20 protein-coding genes and 1 pseudogene are annotated in these 16,539 nt (G+C 66.7%); 14 read left to right on the forward strand and 7 right to left on the reverse strand.

Translation table 11 applies throughout. The annotated features are described in order from the left end of the window. Nucleotides 1-2 precede the first annotated feature (2 nt). From ACW7G1_RS07510 to ACW7G1_RS07520, 3 genes and pseudogenes are all read left to right on the forward strand, one after another. Nucleotides 3-659 carry an NrsF family protein gene (locus tag ACW7G1_RS07510; RefSeq protein WP_456979139.1) on the forward strand — a complete coding sequence of 219 codons (657 nt, stop codon included), beginning with the start codon at nucleotides 3-5 and terminating at the stop codon, nucleotides 657-659. A gap of 127 nt (nucleotides 660-786) precedes the next feature. Beyond that, on the forward strand, nucleotides 787-1,086 hold the full coding sequence (locus ACW7G1_RS07515; protein WP_456979140.1) for a pentapeptide MXKDX repeat protein: 300 nt from the start codon (nucleotides 787-789) through the stop codon (nucleotides 1,084-1,086). Between the two features lie 165 nt (nucleotides 1,087-1,251). Then, nucleotides 1,252-1,383, forward strand: a pseudogene (locus ACW7G1_RS07520) (IS3-like element ISBce13 family transposase); the annotation flags it as partial. A 107-nt stretch (nucleotides 1,384-1,490) separates the two neighbouring features. Here the strand turns inward: ACW7G1_RS07520 and ACW7G1_RS07525 are convergent. Next, nucleotides 1,491-2,696, reverse strand: a complete 1,206-nt coding sequence (locus tag ACW7G1_RS07525; protein WP_456979141.1) for a serine hydrolase domain-containing protein — start codon at nucleotides 2,694-2,696, stop codon at nucleotides 1,491-1,493. Between the two features lie 128 nt (nucleotides 2,697-2,824). Between ACW7G1_RS07525 and ACW7G1_RS07530 the strand changes: the two genes are divergently transcribed. From ACW7G1_RS07530 to ACW7G1_RS07545, 4 genes are all read left to right on the forward strand, one after another. After that, nucleotides 2,825-3,703, forward strand: a complete 879-nt coding sequence (locus ACW7G1_RS07530; protein ID WP_456979142.1) for an acyltransferase — start codon at nucleotides 2,825-2,827, stop codon at nucleotides 3,701-3,703. Between the two features lie 139 nt (nucleotides 3,704-3,842). Then, entirely contained in the window at nucleotides 3,843-4,454 is a 612-nt protein-coding gene (locus tag ACW7G1_RS07535; RefSeq protein ID WP_456979143.1) for a peptidoglycan recognition protein family protein, read from the forward strand. 107 nt (nucleotides 4,455-4,561) lie between these two features. Further along, nucleotides 4,562-4,879 carry a hypothetical protein gene (locus tag ACW7G1_RS07540; protein WP_456979144.1) on the forward strand — a complete coding sequence of 106 codons (318 nt, stop codon included), beginning with the start codon at nucleotides 4,562-4,564 and terminating at the stop codon, nucleotides 4,877-4,879. Nucleotides 4,880-5,038: 159 nt separating this feature from the next. Beyond that, nucleotides 5,039-6,082 (forward strand): S66 peptidase family protein, encoded by a 1,044-nt coding sequence (locus ACW7G1_RS07545; RefSeq protein ID WP_456979145.1) that lies wholly within the window; start codon nucleotides 5,039-5,041, stop codon nucleotides 6,080-6,082. Nucleotides 6,083-6,128: 46 nt separating this feature from the next. Here the strand turns inward: ACW7G1_RS07545 and ACW7G1_RS07550 are convergent, their stop codons facing one another. Further along, the gene (locus tag ACW7G1_RS07550; RefSeq protein WP_456979146.1) at nucleotides 6,129-6,521 is read right to left on the reverse strand and encodes a barstar family protein; all 393 of its coding nucleotides are present in this window, start codon (nucleotides 6,519-6,521) and stop codon (nucleotides 6,129-6,131) included. A 255-nt stretch (nucleotides 6,522-6,776) separates the two neighbouring features. On the opposite strand from ACW7G1_RS07550, the gene ACW7G1_RS07555 reads away from it, so the two are divergent. Next, nucleotides 6,777-8,234 carry an N-acyl-D-amino-acid deacylase family protein gene (locus ACW7G1_RS07555; protein ID WP_456979147.1) on the forward strand — a complete coding sequence of 486 codons (1,458 nt, stop codon included), beginning with the start codon at nucleotides 6,777-6,779 and terminating at the stop codon, nucleotides 8,232-8,234. A 47-nt stretch (nucleotides 8,235-8,281) separates the two neighbouring features. Here ACW7G1_RS07555 and ACW7G1_RS07560 read toward each other — a convergent pair whose 3' ends face one another. The 3 genes from ACW7G1_RS07560 to ACW7G1_RS07570 form a co-directional block, all read right to left on the reverse strand. Further along, nucleotides 8,282-8,662: a VOC family protein gene (locus ACW7G1_RS07560; protein WP_456979148.1), complete on the reverse strand. Its 381-nt coding sequence runs from the start codon at nucleotides 8,660-8,662 to the stop codon at nucleotides 8,282-8,284. 88 nt (nucleotides 8,663-8,750) lie between these two features. After that, the gene (locus ACW7G1_RS07565) at nucleotides 8,751-9,245 is read right to left on the reverse strand and encodes a lipocalin family protein (RefSeq protein WP_456979149.1); all 495 of its coding nucleotides are present in this window, start codon (nucleotides 9,243-9,245) and stop codon (nucleotides 8,751-8,753) included. Nucleotides 9,246-9,376: 131 nt separating this feature from the next. Continuing rightward, the gene (locus tag ACW7G1_RS07570; RefSeq protein WP_456979150.1) at nucleotides 9,377-9,826 is read right to left on the reverse strand and encodes a tetratricopeptide repeat protein; all 450 of its coding nucleotides are present in this window, start codon (nucleotides 9,824-9,826) and stop codon (nucleotides 9,377-9,379) included. A gap of 92 nt (nucleotides 9,827-9,918) precedes the next feature. Here ACW7G1_RS07570 and ACW7G1_RS07575 point away from each other — a divergent pair, with 92 nt between their 5' ends. From ACW7G1_RS07575 to ACW7G1_RS07585, 3 genes are read left to right on the forward strand one after another with little or no spacing between them, the layout of a single operon-like run. Further along, entirely contained in the window at nucleotides 9,919-10,518 is a 600-nt protein-coding gene (locus ACW7G1_RS07575; RefSeq protein WP_456979151.1) for a hypothetical protein, read from the forward strand. Beyond that, a complete protein-coding gene (locus ACW7G1_RS07580) occupies nucleotides 10,515-10,874 on the forward strand; it encodes a hypothetical protein (RefSeq protein WP_456979152.1) in 360 nt (119 codons plus the stop codon). The genes ACW7G1_RS07575 and ACW7G1_RS07580 overlap by 4 nt, the downstream gene beginning before the upstream one ends. Before the next feature lie 45 nt (nucleotides 10,875-10,919). After that, the gene (locus tag ACW7G1_RS07585) at nucleotides 10,920-11,549 is read left to right on the forward strand and encodes a hypothetical protein (protein ID WP_456979153.1); all 630 of its coding nucleotides are present in this window, start codon (nucleotides 10,920-10,922) and stop codon (nucleotides 11,547-11,549) included. A gap of 35 nt (nucleotides 11,550-11,584) precedes the next feature. Here the strand turns inward: ACW7G1_RS07585 and ACW7G1_RS07590 are convergent, their stop codons facing one another. Further along, a complete protein-coding gene (locus ACW7G1_RS07590; protein ID WP_456979154.1) occupies nucleotides 11,585-12,952 on the reverse strand; it encodes a M14 family zinc carboxypeptidase in 1,368 nt (455 codons plus the stop codon). Between the two features lie 167 nt (nucleotides 12,953-13,119). On the opposite strand from ACW7G1_RS07590, the gene azu reads away from it, so the two are divergent. From azu to ACW7G1_RS07605, 3 genes are all read left to right on the forward strand, one after another. After that, nucleotides 13,120-13,731: an azurin gene (gene azu, locus ACW7G1_RS07595; RefSeq protein WP_456979155.1), complete on the forward strand. Its 612-nt coding sequence runs from the start codon at nucleotides 13,120-13,122 to the stop codon at nucleotides 13,729-13,731. 142 nt (nucleotides 13,732-13,873) lie between these two features. Further along, complete coding sequence (gene sigJ / locus ACW7G1_RS07600) at nucleotides 13,874-14,773, forward strand: RNA polymerase sigma factor SigJ (protein ID WP_456979156.1); 900 nt, start codon at nucleotides 13,874-13,876, stop codon at nucleotides 14,771-14,773. Nucleotides 14,774-14,811: 38 nt separating this feature from the next. Next, nucleotides 14,812-15,270: a carboxymuconolactone decarboxylase family protein gene (locus tag ACW7G1_RS07605; protein ID WP_456979157.1), complete on the forward strand. Its 459-nt coding sequence runs from the start codon at nucleotides 14,812-14,814 to the stop codon at nucleotides 15,268-15,270. A gap of 99 nt (nucleotides 15,271-15,369) precedes the next feature. Here the strand turns inward: ACW7G1_RS07605 and ACW7G1_RS07610 are convergent, their stop codons facing one another. Then, entirely contained in the window at nucleotides 15,370-16,509 is a 1,140-nt protein-coding gene (locus tag ACW7G1_RS07610) for a DmpA family aminopeptidase (RefSeq protein ID WP_456979158.1), read from the reverse strand. Between the last annotated feature and the right edge of the window lie 30 nt (nucleotides 16,510-16,539).

The raw sequence follows: 16,539 nt of genomic DNA on the forward strand, positions 1-16,539 counted from the left end.
CCATGTCGTCCGATCCACGCCGCCCCGAAGCCCTGATCGATACGCTCGTTGCCGAACTGACGCCGGTACGGCGTCTGCCGCCGCCGTGGCTGCGCACGCTCGGCTGGCTGCTCGCCGTGGCAGTGATCGCCGTGGGGTTGCTGGCGCGCTATGGCGACCAGCCGATGCTGCAGCGCTGGGCCGGTGCGCCTGATCTGGCCTGGGCTGCCGCCGGTGCCGTGCTCACCGCCGTCTGCGCCGCCTGGTCCGCCTTTGTGCTGGCCGTGCCCGGGCGTTCGCGCGCATGGGCCTGGCTGCCGTTGCCCGGCCTGTTGCTGTGGATCGGCGCCAGCGGTCTGGGCTGTCTGCGCACCTGGCTGGCACCGGATACCAGCATCGCCACCTTGCACCAGTCGGTCGACTGTCTGCTGTTCATCATCGGCTTCTCGATCCCGTTGTCGGTGCTGATGGTCTGGCTGCTGCGCCGCGCCTGTCCGCTGCGGCCGGCGCTCACCGCGGTGATGGTGGGATTGGCCAGCGCCGCCGCTTCGGCCAGCCTGCTGGGAATCTGCCACGCCTTCGACGCGGCCGCCACCGATCTACTGACCCATGCGCTGGCCGTGGCCATCGTGGTGATGGTCAATGTGGCGATGGGCGGCCGACTGCTGTCGCGGCATTGATCGGTGGCGCATCGCAGTCATCGTGCGTCGTGGTTTGTCTCGAGGTAACCGCCGGCGCATGGCCTGCGAAGGAATGGGTGGGAGCGGCCAGATCGCTTCCGTCCCTTTTCCCTCCAAGGATGCACCCATGAACACACGCACGCTTGTCGCCCTGGTTACTGCCGTCGCCGTCGGCGCCTTCGCTTTCGGCCCGGTCTTCGCGCAGGATGCGATGACCAGCGGTTCCGGTTCGGCGATGTCGCACGACGCCATGCCCAAGGACAGCATGATGAAGCACGACGCCATGAAATCCGGCGCCATGAAGCATCCGTCCATGAAGTCCGACGGCATGATGGAAAAAGATGGCGCGATGAAGAAGGGCGCCATGAAGCACGATGCCATGAAAATGAAGAAGACCGGCGGTGATGCCATGAGCAGCGGCGGCTGAAACGACCAGGAGCCTGTCGGCCACTCAAGCCCGACAGGCTCCTGGCAACAACGGTCACCGCGATCAGCTGTTTTTCCCGCGCACTAAGCGCGCCTTCAGTGAACACGGCGTTGTCGAAAGCCCAGTACGCTTCAAGGTATCCGAACCTGGTGACGTGACCCTGCCTTCGCCACGCGTGATGCGGCAAGAATGGCCATCGTCAGCTACATTGAGGGCTTCTATAACCGCAAACGGCTTCATCAGACGCTCGGCTATCGGGTGCCGGCTGTGGTCGATGACGAGGCCTTGAGTGCTTAATCAACGTGTCCGAAAAAGCCGGGCCACCTCAGGTTCACTTCTCGATCTGGCCGTATTCGGCGGGAAAGTGGACCTGACCCCGTTCTAGGCCCGCCAGGCGCGGGGGCTCACATCCCTTGCGCCAACGCTTCCTCCACCGCACTGAACGCCGACTGCCCGCCGAGCCGATCGCCCGGCATGCCGGTGACGAACCAGACCACGCCGGTGCCACCCGCGCGGTCGAGCCACAGGCCCGACTGCAATCCGTACGCCGACCCGGAGTGGCCGACACGCGGCACGCCGTCGCCGAACGGGTCGTCGCGGCAGCCCTCCACCGGTGTGGCCAGCGTCTGCATCGCCAACCCATAGCGGCAGAAGAACCCTTCGCCGACGTCGCCAGTGTCGGCTTCATAGGTCATGCCGTCGCCGGGCGTGTATTGCCATTGCGGGGTCGCCAGTGCCTGCACCGAGGCCGATGTCAGCAGGCGCACGCCGTCCAACTCGCCTTCGGCCAGCAGCATCCGTCCGATCCGCGCCAGCCCGTTGGCCGAGATCCGCAGTCCGCCCTGCGGCGCGAACAGCGCACCGTTATCGCCCGCGCGCCACTGTGCCAGGTCGCAACTGCCGTCCTGCGCAGGGGTCACCGGGCAAGCGGGCTTGTGACCGTTCAGATCATCGTCCTTGTTCGGCTCGCCCTCGCCGTTGTAGATCACCACCGCGCGCGCGGCGGCCGCGTCGTTGCAGGTGGCCCAGTTGAAACAGCCCTCGATGCCGAGCGGTTGCAGCACCAGTCGGTCCATCAGGCGGTCGAAGCGCTCGCCAGTGGCACGCTCCATCACCTGCACCACCAGCGGGAAGTTGAGATTGGTGTAGCGGAAATACGTGCCCGGCGCATGCGCGGTGTCCCACGCGCTGGGATCGTCGAGGATGTCGTGCAGTTGCCCGCCCAGCGGCGTCTGCCAGTAGCCGGCCGCATCGGTGAGGCTGGAGCGGTGCGACATCAGCAGGCGCAGCGTGATCGGTGTGTCCGGGAACGCCGGGTTGCGCAGCGGCCAGCCGAGCAGATCGCCCACGTCGGCGTCGAGGTCGAGCGTGCCGTCCTCGACCAGCCGCATCACTCCGATCGCGGTCACCAGTTTGGAGATCGAAGCGATCCGCACCGGGTCGCCCGCGGTGACCTTGCGCCCGGTCGTCTTGTCGGCGATGCCGTGGACGTAGGTTGACGTGACACCGTCGTGGTCGAAGGTGACCCGCACGGTAGCAACCGGCTCGGTGGCGTGGGCGAGGGATGTGGCGGCGAACAGCAGTGCAGCGAGGAAGGTGATTTTGGTCATGGGGTGGCAATCTGACTCCGGATGAACCTGCATGAACATGCCCGTTTTACTTCTCGTGGTCGAGCCCCTGCGGGAGCCCGGTCCGATTTCCGCGACAATACGCATCCCGTTGAGACTTTCGCACCCCCATGCCCCCATTGCGCGTGACGCTGATCTCCCTGCTGTTTGCGGCCAGCACCGTGTTGCACGTCGCGCCGCTGCTGCTGGTGGCGGTGGTCAAGGCGCTGCTCCCGTTCGCACGCCTGCGCAAGGCCAGCAACCCGGTGCTGACCGGCTTGGCGGAAAGCTGGATCGGGGTGAACAACTGGCTATGGGACCGCTTCTTCGGCACGCGCGTCGATGTGCAGCAGGACGTGGCACTGCAGAAGGATGGCCACTACCTCGTGCTGGCCAATCACCAGAGCTGGGTGGACATCCTGGTGTTGCAGAAGGTGTTCAACCGGCGCATCCCGCTGCTGCGTTTCTTCCTGAAACGGCAGCTGTTCTGGGTGCCGCTGCTGGGGCTGGCGTGGTGGGCGCTGGACTTCCCGTTCATGGGTCGCCACACACCCAAACAGGTCGCGCGGCGTCCCGAGCTGGCCGGGCGCGATATCGAAGCCACCCGCCGTGCCTGCGAGAAATTCCGCGAGATCCCGGTGGCGATCATGAACTTCGTCGAGGGCACGCGGTTCACGCCGGCCAAGCATGCGACGCAGGGCGCGCCGTACCGGCACCTGCTCAAGCCCAAGTCGGGCGGCGTGGCGTTCGTGCTGGATGCGATGGGCGATGGCCTGCACGCGATTCTCGATGTCACCATCGCCTATCCCGGCGGACGGCCGTCGATGATGGATTTGATGGCCGGCCGCGTCCCCGCGATCCACGTGCACGTGCGCGAGCGCCCGATCCCCGATGAACTGCTGGAAGGCGACTACCGCAACGACCGCGCCTTCCGTGTCCGGTTCCAGCAATGGATGAACGGGCTGTGGCAGGAGAAGGATGCGGACGTGGCGCGCCTGCTGGGGGAGTGAAGCGGGGTCGATCGATGTACAAGCCAAGGGCATCGGTCGTCGTCGTGCGTGAAGGATGGTCCGCATTTGCCACCATCCCTCCCGCGCGGCAAACTGTTTCCCGCCGCAGGATCGCGGCCTTGCCCATCAAGGAGGATGCATGTTTCGTATCGATAAAGACGGGGTGGTCCGCAGTGCGCTCGTCGAAGCGCGCCGGTTCACGGCGCTGGAGCGCGGCGACATGCCGGTGGTGAACGGCATCGTCGTCCACCAGACCGGCGGCTCGACCGCACAGTCGACATTCAACAGCTACCGCAACAGCAACATTGGTGCCCACTTCCTGATCGAGAAGGACGGGAAGATCTATCAGACGGCATCGCTATACAAGCGCGCCAACCACGTCGGGCTCCTGCGCTCGCGTTGCCTGGAACGGCACGTCTGCGCACCGGCGGAGTTGAAGCGATTGCAGTCCGCGACGCTACGTACGCGCAGCACGATGGAGTATGGCAAGGCGTTCCCCGACCGTTTTCCGTCGAACCGCGACAGCATCGGCATTGAGCTGGTCGGCGAGTACAACCGCAACCCCGACTTCGGCAAGGTCCGGGGCGCGGACGAGTTCCTGTACGTCCCGGTAACTGACGAGCAGAACGCTGCACTGCGGTGGTTGGTGGGCGAGCTCCGGCGCACGCTCAAGGTGGCGGCCGATGAGGTGTATCGGCATCCGAAGGTGTCCTACAAAACCCCGACCGAGGCGGCGACCGCGGCATGGTGAGGATGCTCCGTTGTAGCCTGACTGTTGCACTCAGCCTCGGTATCGCGGCATGCGCCTTGTCCGTGCCGGGTACCCAAGCCGGCGGGCGGACCGGGTCTGGTCTGATCGTGGAGACGCTCCAAGTTACTGAGAACGGTGCGGCTAGGCCCGATGTGGACCCGGATGAATGTCGGGGATTCGTGCTGGACGAGGGCAGGATCAAGCGGGTGTTGGAGGGCAGCGAGTCGGTCAGCCGCGACCAGTACATGCACGAGCTTCCATGGTCGCCGTGCCTCGCTCGTGGACGGGTTGTGCTGACGGACGGTCGGATGGCGACCTGGACGATCCGGCAGTACGGCACCGGGTCGGTCCTTCTGGATGACGGTGGTGAGTTGTTCCTGTGGTGCCGGACCTGCGCGCGTCCGCCCTTCATGCCGATCGAGTAGCTCCGGATGGGACCTGACGTGGGACCGCGCAGGCAATGTGGCGGACCCCGACCCGTATCAGATCTCATCGACCGCAAAGGGCTCGAAGTGCTGCTTTGAACAAAGCGCGCGGACTTGGGTGCGCTAACCTTGGCCGCATCCTGATCGGCGAGTGACAGCATGCAAAGACGAGACTTCATCCAGAGCGTGGCGCTGGCGGCGCTCCTCCCACTGGTGGGCAGCGGCGGCAGTGCGATCGCGGCACCACGCGGGCGATTGCTGCCGGCGGCGCTGAACCCGGGCGACACCGTCGCGCTGGTCAGCCCGTCCTCGGCGACGGACGAGCGGCTCAGCCTGCAGCTGGCGCAGGAAGTGATGCAGGCGCTGGGCTTCAAGGTGAAGACCGGCGCGCACTATGCGTCGAGGTACGGTCATCTGGCGGGCACCGACGCCGAGCGCGCCGGCGACCTCAACATGATGTTCGCCGACGACGAGGTCAAGGCCATCATTTGCGTCCGCGGCGGGTCCGGCGCCGCGCGGCTGCTGCCGCTGCTGGACTACGACACCATCCGCGCCAATCCCAAGGTGTTGCTCGGTTATTCGGACATCACCGCGCTGCATAACGCCATCCTCGCGCAGGCCGGACTGGTCACCTTCCACGGGCCGATTGGCGCCGCCAGTTGGAACGCCTTCAACGTCGACCAGTTCAAGCGCCTGTTCTTCGACCGCGAGCTGATGCATTACAAGAATGTGGTCGATGCCGGCGACGAGCTGGTGCCACGCAAGCACCGCACGCTCACCATCACCGGCGGCAAGGCGCGCGGCGAACTGGTCGGCGGCAACCTGTCGGTGCTGGTGGCGCTGGCCGGGTCGCCGTATCTACCGGAGTTCGACGGCAAGATCCTGTTCCTGGAGGACGTGGAGGAGGCGCCGTACCGTATCGACCGCATGCTCACCACGTTGAAGCTGATGGGCGCGCTGGACCGGATCGCCGGCTTCATCTTCGGCAAATGCACCGACTGCGACCCCGGCGAGGGTTACGGCTCGCTGACGCTGGACCAGATTTTCGACGACCACATCAAGCCGCTCGGCATCCCCGCCTACCGCGGCGCGATGATCGGGCACATCCGGGAGCAGTTCATCGTGCCGGTCGGCGGGCAGGTGGAGATGGATGCCGATGCCGGCACATTCCGGATGCTGGAGCCGGTGTTCCAGGCCGGGTAGGGCCATCACCAGCAGGTGACCGTTCCCTTAGTCCGCTCGCGCCGTTTCAACGCGGTGCCAGGGTGATGCTCGGGTGCGTGGCGATGATCTCCAGCACGATGTCGAAGAACGTCTGGCCCGTGCCGGCCTCCAGCGCATCGAGGTCGCGCTGGATGCGTGCATCGTCGTAACGCCCCGGTACATCGAGTTTCGCCTGCAGGAAGGCGCGCGTTGCCTCGATGCCGAGGTCACGCTGGTTCTTCTCGAACTCCGTCCAGACCAGCGTGACCGGGGCGCTACCGTCGAGTGCGCCGTAGCCGCCGTACAACAGGTCGTTCAGTGCATCCAGGCTGTGGCCGAGCGTCCAGTCGACGCCTGTCATGAAGACGCGGTTGATCTCGTCATAGAACGACGGGATGTCATGGATGCGGCTGCCATCAATGGTCAGGAATGAAGTCATGGGCGTGTCCTGGCGATCACCCGCATTGTATCCGGCGGATCCTTGGTCGACTGACGTGATGGCAGGTTGCGCGGCCAAGGTGTGACCCGATCGCCCAGCTCCGTTAATGTGACCCGTACTCACTCCAGCGGAGACGCGACGATGCAGCAACCGGGTTGGTCCAGGCGCGAGGTACTAGGTGCAATGGTCGCGGGGGCTGCCTACGCGGCGGTTCCGCCAGTGGTGGGTGCGCAGCCCGCATCACAGACAGGCGGCTTGCTCTTCCGCGACACTCTCCTGGTCGACGGCACCGGTGCTCCCGGTCGCGCCACCGATGTCCTCATCCGCGGCGACCGCATCGAACACATCGGCACGCTGTCCGCCCGTGAGTTGCGCGGTGTGCGCGTCATCGAAGGCGGCGGCCGCGTCCTCGCGCCGGGCTTTATCGACCTGCACACCCACGGCGACCCGCTGGAGGAGGCGTACACGCCGTACCTCGCGATGGGCGTGACCACCGTGGTGCTCGGCCAGGACGGCGGCAGTCCGTCGCTGCCGGACAAGGGCACCAACGCCGACAGCCTGTCGTCATGGATGGACGCAGTGGGCCGCGCCACACCGGACATCAACATCGCGACCCTCTCTGGCCATGGAGCGCTGCGCCGCCGCGCCGGCATCGACGACGGCACGCGGCGGCCGTCGGACGCGCAGTTGGCGCGGATGCAGGCGATCCTCGAGCATGACCTGCGTGCCGGGGCCTTCGGCCTGTCCACCGGGCTGGAGTACGTGCCCGGCCGCTACGCGGAAATGCGCGAGCTCACCAGCCTGGGGCCGGTGATCGCCCGCCATGACGGCGTGGCGATGAGCCACATGCGGTCCGAGGATGCCGACGACGTGCGCGATTCCATCCGCGAGCTGGTCACGGCCGCCGGTCCCGCGCGCGCCCACGTCTCGCACCTGAAGATGGTCTACGGCAAGGGTGAACCCGCCGCAGAGGAGCTGCTCGCGTTCTTGCAGAGTCTGCGTGGGCCTGACCAGCCGCTGACCGCCGACGCCTACCCGTACGAGGCCAGCTACACCGGCGTCGGCATCCTGTTCCCGGAGTGGGCGCTGCCGCCGACCGATTACGCCACCGTGCTGCAGACCCGTCGCGACGAGCTACGCGCCTACCTCCAACAACGCATGGAAAAGCGCGGTGGCCCGTCGGCGCTGCTGTTTGGCACCGGCCCGCATGCCGGGCACACGCTGGCCGAAGTGGCCGCGCAGCGCGACCTGCCGTTCGCCGACGCGCTGATGGAGATCGGTCCCCGTGGCGGCCAGGCCGCGCATTTCGTGATGGACCGTGCGCTGCAGGACCGTCTGCTGCTGGACCCGATGGTGGCGGTGGCGTCCGACGGCTCGCCCGGTGGCAGCCACCCGCGCGGCGCCGGCACGTTTGCCAAGTGGATCGAGGATTTCGTGGTCGGCACGTCGCAAGTGCCGCTGGAGGAAGCGGTGCGCAAGGCTAGCGGCTTCGCGGCTTCGATTCTGGGCTTGACCGACCGCGGCGTGATTCGCACGGGAGCGAAGGCCGACCTGGTGCTGTTCGATCCGGCCAAGGTGCAGGCGCACGCTGACTACGTGAATCCGACCGCGATGGCCGAAGGGTTCGACTTGGTGTTGGTGAACGGCCAGCCAGCCTTGGAGGATGGCGAGCCGGTGGGACGGGCAGGACGGATGTTGCGGCGGGATGGTTGACCCGGGAGCCCTGGATCCGCCAATTCCTGCAGGAGGAGCGCCTGCTGCTACTTCATCGAGTGCAACCCGAAAAGGTTGCCCTCGGTATCAAATACCAGCGAGATGAAACCGTACTCGCCAATCGACATCTTCTTGCGCTGGATGCGGCCGCCGGCAGCCTCGACGCGGCTTTCCTCCAGGGCGACGTCTTCGGAGTCGAAGTAGACCAGCGTGCTGTTGCCGCCGGACGGGGTGCCGTCCATCTTCACCAGCGTGCCGCCCGCGCCCGTGCGGTCCATCTCCGCCGGGAAGGCCTTCATCTCCATCCCGGTGTCGTTCGGGTCGCCCAGCGGTGCCAGTTTCACCTGCAGCACGGCCTCGTAGAACCGCTGCGCGCGGGCCATGTCCTGCACGTAGATCTCGAACCAGACGATGGGGTTGGTTTTCATAGCGATATGCCTCGTGGGTTGGGTGGTGGAAAGAGGGCCTGTGCAGACCCTTCTGACATACGACGAACGGCGAGGGCAGGGATCGACATCAGGCCGTGGCTCGGCCCGTGTGTGGTGTGCGGATCAACGCGGTGAGGTCAAACCCCTGGGCCCGCGCGATCGACAGGTAGCGGTTGCGCGCGGCCTCGTCGAGTTGCGGGTCGCGTGCGAGCAGCCACAGGTACTTGCGGTCCGGGCTGCCGACCAGTGCGACGGTGTAGTCGGGCTCGAGCGCTATGATCCAGTAGTCACCTTTGGTAAACGGGATCCAGCGCAAGCCGTCGGGCAGGAAGCTGACTTCCAGCCTGCTGCCGCTGTCGTCGGTGGCGGTGGCCTCTCCATCGGCCTGCTCGACCTCGCCGTCGCGGCGCATGCGGTTGCACACCCGCACCTTGCCGTTGTCCTGCAGCGTGTAGGTGGCGGAGATGTCGGTCGCGTCTTCGGGCTCGTGGCGCATGGGAAGGCGCGCCAGCTCGTACCAGGTTCCCATGTAGCGCTGGATGTCGACGCGGGGAGCGGTGGCCAGTTCGGGATGATTAGTCATGGGGAGGCCGTGGGGAAGGGACCGTAAGAGGATCGCCGGATGAGTGTTAAGCGGTCGTGCCGGTGTAGTCGGCGAGGGCACCACATTGCATGGCGCCAGTTCAAAAGCTGGCCATCTGATTGGGCGGTCCTTCAGCTGCCCAGCAGCCGTGTCCGCACGAAGTCCCCGTATATCGGGTCCTCGTCCTCGAAAATTTCGGGGTCGAGCAGGTAGGCGCGTGCGAGTTCGTCGGCTGCGCGCTCCTCGTCGCCCAGCTCCAGTTGGCACTGGCCAAGGCGCAAGTGCAGGAAGGGGTTGCCGATGGCGTCCGGGCAGTGCATGGCGCTGCTCAGGTTGTCGCGGCCGGCCTCGAAGTCGCCCGACTGGAAGTTGGCGTCGCCGATGGCGGCCAAGAGCCAGGTGGCGGCTTCCCATTGGGGCTGTGGCTCGGGCAGCAGCCCCCACGCGGCCCAGTAGCACTCGAGTGCGGAGGTGAAGTCGCCTGCCTCGGCGAGGTCGTCGCCGTTGGCGCTGAGCGCTTCAATCTGCGCGTGGATGTCGTCGTCCAGTTCCATCATGTCGGCTCGTGGGGAAACGGCCATGTTCGCTGCCAAAGTTTGCAGTTGTACGACGATGGCGGCCGCAACGCCTGCAGCGCAGCTGTCACATTGAGCGGCCATGCTGCGGAATGCCCATGCACACGGTCACGTTGGCCAGACTGATCGCAACCACCGCTGCCAGGCTGGCAGCGGTCCTCGCCGTGCCGCTGGCCTTGGCCGGCTGCATCGGCGGCCAGGACCATGCGGAGATCCGCGCCGAGGCGCTCCAACGCGGCGGGGGGGCCGAGCCCTTCCTGGTGCGCGAGGCAGAGGCCGCAGTTGCAGCCCGGCTGTCAGCCGAGCCCGGCACCCTCGTCCTCGCCTCGATCTCGATTGCGCCGGATCATCTGGCCCTGGTTGCCGCGGACCCGCGCATACCCGGCAACTGGGACCGCTATCGATATGCCAGTGGCCGGCTGGGTGAGCCCATGCCCGTGAGGGCGCGGCCCGGCGCGCCGTCCGGGTTCCGGCTGGGCGAATTCCGGGCGCTGGATCGGCTGCCGACGCTGGTTGCCGACGCCCGTGCGCGGATCGGGTTTGCCGAGGGCCAGTTGGGGACGGTGGAAATCAAGCCCGCGGTGAACGCGAAGGCGGACGAGGGGCGCAGACCCGGCCCGCGCCTTTGGGTCCGTATTACTGATCCGCGTCGAGGCACAGCAGCGCAGCAGTACGACGCCGAGGGCAGGCCGCTGTGAAGCGCCCCGCGCCTTCCGATCGGGCGTCCTGGACAGCGATCGCGGCGATGGCGGCAGCGGCGTCGATGGTGGCGGCCGTGTTCCTGGTCCTCATCCTGTGGGTGGTCTGGCCGGGCGCGATGGCCCATGCCGCACCGCTGGCCTGCCCGGCCGGGTTCCCCGACCCGTTCGTGCTGGAGGAGGTCTACAGCCTGCCCGGCGAAACCCGGTGGACGTGGTCGCTGGTTTGCATGTCCGCGCACGGCGCGATCTTCCGCCCCGGATCGACCATCCCCTGGGCGCTCGGCGTCGCCATTCTGTGGCTGCCGTGCATGGTCATCGCCCTTGCCGTGGTTCATGCGCGCATGAAGAGGTGATGATCCCCCGGAGCGCTTGTCACCCTGCGTTGTGGCGTGATGTGCATGCTGACCCTGTCTTCCTTTTTGCGGAATTGCCTTATGCCCCTGAGAAATGCATTCCTCCTGTTATGCCTGTGCGTGCCCGTCCTCGCGTCCTGCAGCGACCAACGCAGTCCTCCCGACGCTGTCAGTCCGAGCGATGACGCCGCCGTTGTTGCGGACCATGCCACAGACGAAACCGCCCCGGACGTGCAGCCGACAGCGGACGCGCCGGTGGCCCCGGTCACGGAAGGGCCGACGCTTGGGGGCGACGGATCGCAGATCACATTGCTGCCGTTGGACACGAAACAGTTGGACGGCGTTGATCTTCCAGGCGAGCTGGCCTGCAGTTTTTCCGATGGCGACGGCGGGACGCTGTTGCTGGCGCGTGCGGACGTGGTTCCCGACGGGATGGTCCGTGGCGTGCTGAACAACAACGGGTATGTGGAGATGCTGGGCAACGGCCGGGCGGGTGGATTCAACGACCTGGCTGATGGCATCACCCTGTCCGGCAAGGGCCTTGTGGTGGAGCTCCAGCGCGGCGATTCACGGCCCACCGGCAACGAGGCGACGCAGCATGTTGCCGCCCTCAAGGTGCAGCGGGCCGACGGCGCCGAGCGGATCTACGACGGCACGCTGACGTGTGGTCCCTGAAGCGCGGGCGCCCCGGCGGACGAGCATGCGCTGTGTCAACGCCCCTCGGCGGGCTCCGGTGATGCCGGATCCACATCACCCGCCAGCGTCCAGACGACGTCGTGGCCCTGGGGATCGCGACTGAGGTGGAAGTACGCCGGCATGTCCGGGGCGAGCATCCCTGATTCCCGCCCTGCGTTGGCGCCGGGTGGGTCGAACGGCACGATGTACAGGCCGGAGGCATCGATCGTGCGGCGCGCGCGTGCGTCGCCCATGTCGCCGACGTCGGCGATGGTGCCGCCGCGCTCGAGCAGTGGGCGCTCGAAGTCCACCAGCAGGTCGACCTTCGCCTGCGGTTGCCCGGGTAACGCCAGCGTGCCGCCTGCGATCCGCAGGTCCGGCCAGACCTTGCCGTTCTCGGGCAGGTCCTCGTAGTGCGCACGCGACAGCCCGTGGTACGAACCGGTGGCGATCGCGTCGAGCGCGCCGACCAGGGCGAGGAAGTTCAACTTGCGCAGGCGCTGCTTCTGCAGGTCACCCTCGATGCCGCCCGACTCGATCAGCACCGTGGCCACGCCGGCCTGGGCGGTCAGGTCGCCGAACGCGCGCGGGTTGAAGGTGTCGTCCCACTTGGCAATGTGGCCGCCGATGTAGGGCTCGAGCACGGCGCGGATTGCCACGGCGACCTGCATGGCTTGCGCGCGGGTGGCGTTGACGTCACCCGCTTTGTTGAAGGCTGGCGCAAGCAGCGCCACGGCGGTTCCGCGGTCGGACTTGCCGACGCGGTAACCCACCCGCTGGTCGTGCAGGTTGAAGCCGAAATGCGGCTGCACGCGCTCGCGCAACTCATGTAGCACACGCGCTTCCGGGGAGACCAGTGCGTGTGCATCGCGGTTGACGTCGACTCCCTGCGCGTTGCGGCGTTGGAAGCGCGCAGCGCCATCGGGGTTCATGACCGGCAGGAAATGCAGCGTAGTGGCCTCGTGCAGGCGCTGCACCAGTGGATGCTCCGGATGCTCGGCGAGGAGCCGGAACAGGTCGGCGAGCGCCATAGACGCGGTGCTTTCATCCCCGTGCATCTGCGACCACAGCAGCACGCGCGTATCGCCTTGGCCCCATGACACGTGGCGCAGGGGTCGGTCTTCCGCGCTGCGGCCGACCTCCTCGGTATGGAAGCCCCACGCTTCCGTCGCTAGCGGCCCGGCAACATCCCACCATTGCTCCGGCGAAAACGTCCGGTCGTCCAGGCCCGCCACCCGGACGCGGGTGTCGTACAACGCATCCAGTTCGCCCAGCCAGGCGGGAGGCGGTGGCATCGTGGCCGTGGTGGTGGACACCGAAGCCGCGTCGGCTTCCTGGGCTTCGGACACAATTGGCATCAGTAATGGCAACAGCAGCAGGTACAGCGCAAGAACGCGACACATGGTGGTGATGCTCCGTGAAGGGCACGCTGCATGCTCCGAGGCGCCACGGGCATTGTCAATCGCGCGGCCTTGGCCGCCGTCCCTGAAACGGGACCGGTCGGGATTCACCCCATGACAACGGTAGGCGTCGAACAATGGGCGGCAAATTCACCAGACGGAGCCTCCACATGAATACCCGGATCACCTTCCTGGCAGCCGCCTGTGCACTGGCTCTGGCGGCCTGCGGCGACAAGGCGCCCAGCACCACCGACACCACGGCCGACACCACCGCCAATACGCCTGCTGCGGTGGAAACCGCGCCGGCCAACACGCCGCCACCGGCCGAGACTGCCGGCGCAGCGCCGACCTCGGCCGCGGCTGCGCCGGGCAGCGACAAGCCTGCCGCCGTGGTCAGCGACTGCGCGACCGTGATCGAGGGCAATGACGCGATGCAGTTCGACGTCGGCTCCATCACCATTCCCGCCTCGTGCAGCGAGTTCAAGATCACGCTGAAGCACACCGGTCAGATGCCGGTCGCCGCAATGGGCCATAACGTCGTGATCACTGCCGCCGCCGACATGCAGGCGGTTGCCGCCGACGGCATGGGCGCCGGCCTGGATGCCGATTACCTGAAACCCGGCGATGAGCGCGTCATCGCGCACACAGACGTGGTCGGTGGTGGTGAGACCACCTCGGTGAGCTTCCCGGTGAGCAAGCTGCAGGGCGACGGACCGTACGAGTTCTTCTGCAGCTTTCCAGGCCACTCGGCGGTCATGAAGGGTGTTATCGCGGTCGAGTAACCGGGTATCCGCGCTTCTTCATGAACAGCGGCGACATGGCGTCGTTGCGCAGGACGGCGACCGCGCGTAGTGGGCTGTCGGATTGGTAGGGCACGCGCACCGATTCGTGCGTCCTGGCCATGTGTTGACCGAGAATCAACCCATGGACCCCACTACCGACCTGTTTGAACACCACCGCTCCCGCCTCTTCGGCCTGGCCTACCGCATGCTCGGCACGCCCGCCGATGCCGAGGACGTGCTGCACGACGCCTGGTTGCGGTTGCATGCGCACGACCTGGCCACGCTCGACGATCCCGAGGCCTGGCTTGTCACCGTGACCACGCGGCTGGCGCTGGACCGCCTGCGCCGCGCGAAGGCTGAGCGCGAGCACTACATCGGGCCGTGGCTGCCCGAGCCACTGGTGCCGGAAACCGAACATCCGGATGCCACGCTCGAACGCGGTGAGTCGCTGACGCTGTCGTTCCTGCTGCTGCTTGAGCGTCTGAGTCCGGACGAGCGCGCGGCGTTCCTGTTGCGCGAAGTGTTCGACTACAGCCATGCCGAGGCGGCGGGGATCCTGGAGATCAGCGAAGATGCTTGCCGCCAGCGAGTACACCGCGCCAAGGCGCGCCTGCGCGAGGGACGCCCGCGTTTTAATGTCGACGAGGCCGCGCAGCGACGGTTGCTGCAGCGCTTCATCGTCGCGATGGAGGAACCCACGCTTGATTCGCTGCGCGCGCTGTTTGCCGAGGATGCCGTCCACGTCAGCGATGGCGGCGGCGTCGCGCGCGCCACGTTGCGTCCGTTGCATGGCGCCGACCGGCTCGCCCGACTGTACCTGCAGTTGGCGCGCAACCTCGGCGGTGCCGGCGTGCGCTATGAGTCGGTCACCCTCAACGGCGCGCCGGCGCTGTTCCTGCGCGACGGTGACGCGCTGCTCGCGGCGATGTGGGTCGAGTGCGATGGCGCGAGCATCACCGCGATCCACGCACTGCGCCACCCGGACAAGCTGGCCCGGCTGCTGGCTGTCACGAAACCGGGAGGCTCCACGTCCTTGCATTGAAACGGTCAATCCCGGCCGCTCATTGCAGGAGTGTTTCCATGACCCGTTTTTCGATGCAACGCCACTACGCCGCCTTGCAGCCGCTGATCGCGCTCGACCAGAGCATCCGAACCGCCGGGCGGCTCGAGCCCGCGTTGATCGAACTGGTGTTGATGCGCGTGTCGCAGATCAACGGCTGCGCCTACTGCCTCGACATGCACAGCAAGGACGCCCGGGCCGCCGGCGAGACCGAGCAACGCCTGTACATGCTGCCAGCCTGGCGCGAGACGAAGGTGTACAGCGAACGCGAACAGATCGCGCTGGCGTGGGCCGAGGAGTTGACCAAACTCGCCTCGCCCGAAGCGGTATCCGATGCGCTGTACGAGGGGGCACGCCAGCAGTTCGAAGAGGCCGAACTGGTCGACCTGACGATGCTGGTGGTCGCGATCAACAGCTTCAACCGCATCAACATCGCGTCGCGGACGATCGGTGGGAGTTACAAGCCGGGAGCGCATTGATCGATCCTTGCCAGCTGATCGCCTGCCGGCTGTTGCAGGTACCTCGCGATCACGCAGGTCTGTGCTTCCCAGCCACCGGTGTCTGGCGGGGGTAACCGATTAGCGCGAAAGCGGGTACCCGCGCGCCTCCATGATCTGTAGCACCTCGTCGACCGGCAACGCACCGACCTCATGCCCGTCGCGGCCGGTCATGGTCTCGGCGTGGAACAGCGAATTGAGGATGGCTTCCTCGGTCGCTTCGATGGCGGCCATGAACAGCGGCGACATGGCGTCGTTGCGCAGGACGGCGACCGCGCGTACTGGGCTGTCGGATTGGTAGGGCACGCGCACCGATTCGTTGGCCGAGAACGCGATCACGTAGTCGCCGCTGCCATTGGAGGCGATGCCGCCGGTCCGGGCCAAACCGAGCATCGCCCGCTTGGCCAATCGCTCCAGGTTGCGCGCGTCCAGCGGCGCGTCGGTGGCGACGATGATCATGCAGGAGCCGTCGGGCGAGTCGTTGAGCTCGTCGCTCAGGTAGTACTTGCCCAGCGACTTGCCGATCTGCACGCCGTCAACACTCAACACGCCGCCGAAGTTGGTCTGCGCTAGGACCCCCACGGTATGGCCACCGAGGTTGTCGGGCAGCTTCCGCGACGACGTGCCGATGCCGCCCTTGAACCCGAACGTCACCGTGCCGGTGCCAGCGCCGACGTTGCCTTGCGCGACCGGACCGCTGGCGGCCGAAGCGATCGCGTCCAGCACGTCGCGCTTGCTGACATGGCGTCCGCGGATATCGTTGAGATAGCCGTCGTTGGTTTCCCCGACCACCGGGTTGACCGAGCGCACGTTGTCGTTGCCGGGGAAGGAAAATACGTGGTCGATCAGCGCATCGGCCGCGACCGGCACGCTGAGGGTATTGGTCAGGATGATCGGTGTCTCGAGGGTGCCGAGCTCCTCGATCTGTGTCGTCCCGGCCAACTTGCCGAATCCGTTGCCCACGTACACGGCGGCGGGAACTTTGTCCTGGAAGATATTGCCGGCATGCGGCAGGACCGCGGTCACGCCAGTGCGGACGTCGTCGCCGCGCACCAGCGTCTTGTGGCCGACCTCGACGCCCGGTACGTCGGTGATGGCGTTCCATTGTCCCGGCTGCAGCACCCCGATGGTGATCCCGTACGCGCGCAGGTTTTTCTGCTGCGCATCTGCGGGCGTCCATGCAGACAGCAGCAGGGCAATGACAAACAGGCGAAAATACATGGTTGATTCCCTCGCGGAGTGCTTGGGCCC

This window comes from Lysobacter sp. A378 (assembly GCF_054052125.1).

What these genes read in the sequence shown, in the direction of transcription:
- ACW7G1_RS07530 (WP_456979142.1), top strand. Translation starts at nt 2,825, where the DNA reads ATGCCCCCATTGCGCGTGACGCTGATCTCCCTGCTGTTTGCGGCCAGC.
- ACW7G1_RS07515 (WP_456979140.1), top strand. Translation starts at nt 787, where the DNA reads ATGAACACACGCACGCTTGTCGCCCTGGTTACTGCCGTCGCCGTCGGC.
- ACW7G1_RS07525 (WP_456979141.1), bottom strand. Translation starts at nt 2,696, where the DNA reads ATGACCAAAATCACCTTCCTCGCTGCACTGCTGTTCGCCGCCACATCC.
- ACW7G1_RS07570 (WP_456979150.1), bottom strand. Translation starts at nt 9,826, where the DNA reads ATGGCCGTTTCCCCACGAGCCGACATGATGGAACTGGACGACGACATC.
- ACW7G1_RS07585 (WP_456979153.1), top strand. Translation starts at nt 10,920, where the DNA reads ATGCTGACCCTGTCTTCCTTTTTGCGGAATTGCCTTATGCCCCTGAGA.
- ACW7G1_RS07560 (WP_456979148.1), bottom strand. Translation starts at nt 8,662, where the DNA reads ATGAAAACCAACCCCATCGTCTGGTTCGAGATCTACGTGCAGGACATG.
- ACW7G1_RS07605 (WP_456979157.1), top strand. Translation starts at nt 14,812, where the DNA reads ATGACCCGTTTTTCGATGCAACGCCACTACGCCGCCTTGCAGCCGCTG.
- sigJ (WP_456979156.1), top strand. Translation starts at nt 13,874, where the DNA reads ATGGACCCCACTACCGACCTGTTTGAACACCACCGCTCCCGCCTCTTC.
- azu (WP_456979155.1), top strand. Translation starts at nt 13,120, where the DNA reads ATGAATACCCGGATCACCTTCCTGGCAGCCGCCTGTGCACTGGCTCTG.
- ACW7G1_RS07510 (WP_456979139.1), top strand. Translation starts at nt 3, where the DNA reads ATGTCGTCCGATCCACGCCGCCCCGAAGCCCTGATCGATACGCTCGTT.
- ACW7G1_RS07590 (WP_456979154.1), bottom strand. Translation starts at nt 12,952, where the DNA reads ATGTGTCGCGTTCTTGCGCTGTACCTGCTGCTGTTGCCATTACTGATG.
- ACW7G1_RS07575 (WP_456979151.1), top strand. Translation starts at nt 9,919, where the DNA reads ATGCACACGGTCACGTTGGCCAGACTGATCGCAACCACCGCTGCCAGG.
- ACW7G1_RS07610 (WP_456979158.1), bottom strand. Translation starts at nt 16,509, where the DNA reads ATGTATTTTCGCCTGTTTGTCATTGCCCTGCTGCTGTCTGCATGGACG.
- ACW7G1_RS07565 (WP_456979149.1), bottom strand. Translation starts at nt 9,245, where the DNA reads ATGACTAATCATCCCGAACTGGCCACCGCTCCCCGCGTCGACATCCAG.
- ACW7G1_RS07550 (WP_456979146.1), bottom strand. Translation starts at nt 6,521, where the DNA reads ATGACTTCATTCCTGACCATTGATGGCAGCCGCATCCATGACATCCCG.
- ACW7G1_RS07535 (WP_456979143.1), top strand. Translation starts at nt 3,843, where the DNA reads ATGTTTCGTATCGATAAAGACGGGGTGGTCCGCAGTGCGCTCGTCGAA.
- ACW7G1_RS07545 (WP_456979145.1), top strand. Translation starts at nt 5,039, where the DNA reads ATGCAAAGACGAGACTTCATCCAGAGCGTGGCGCTGGCGGCGCTCCTC.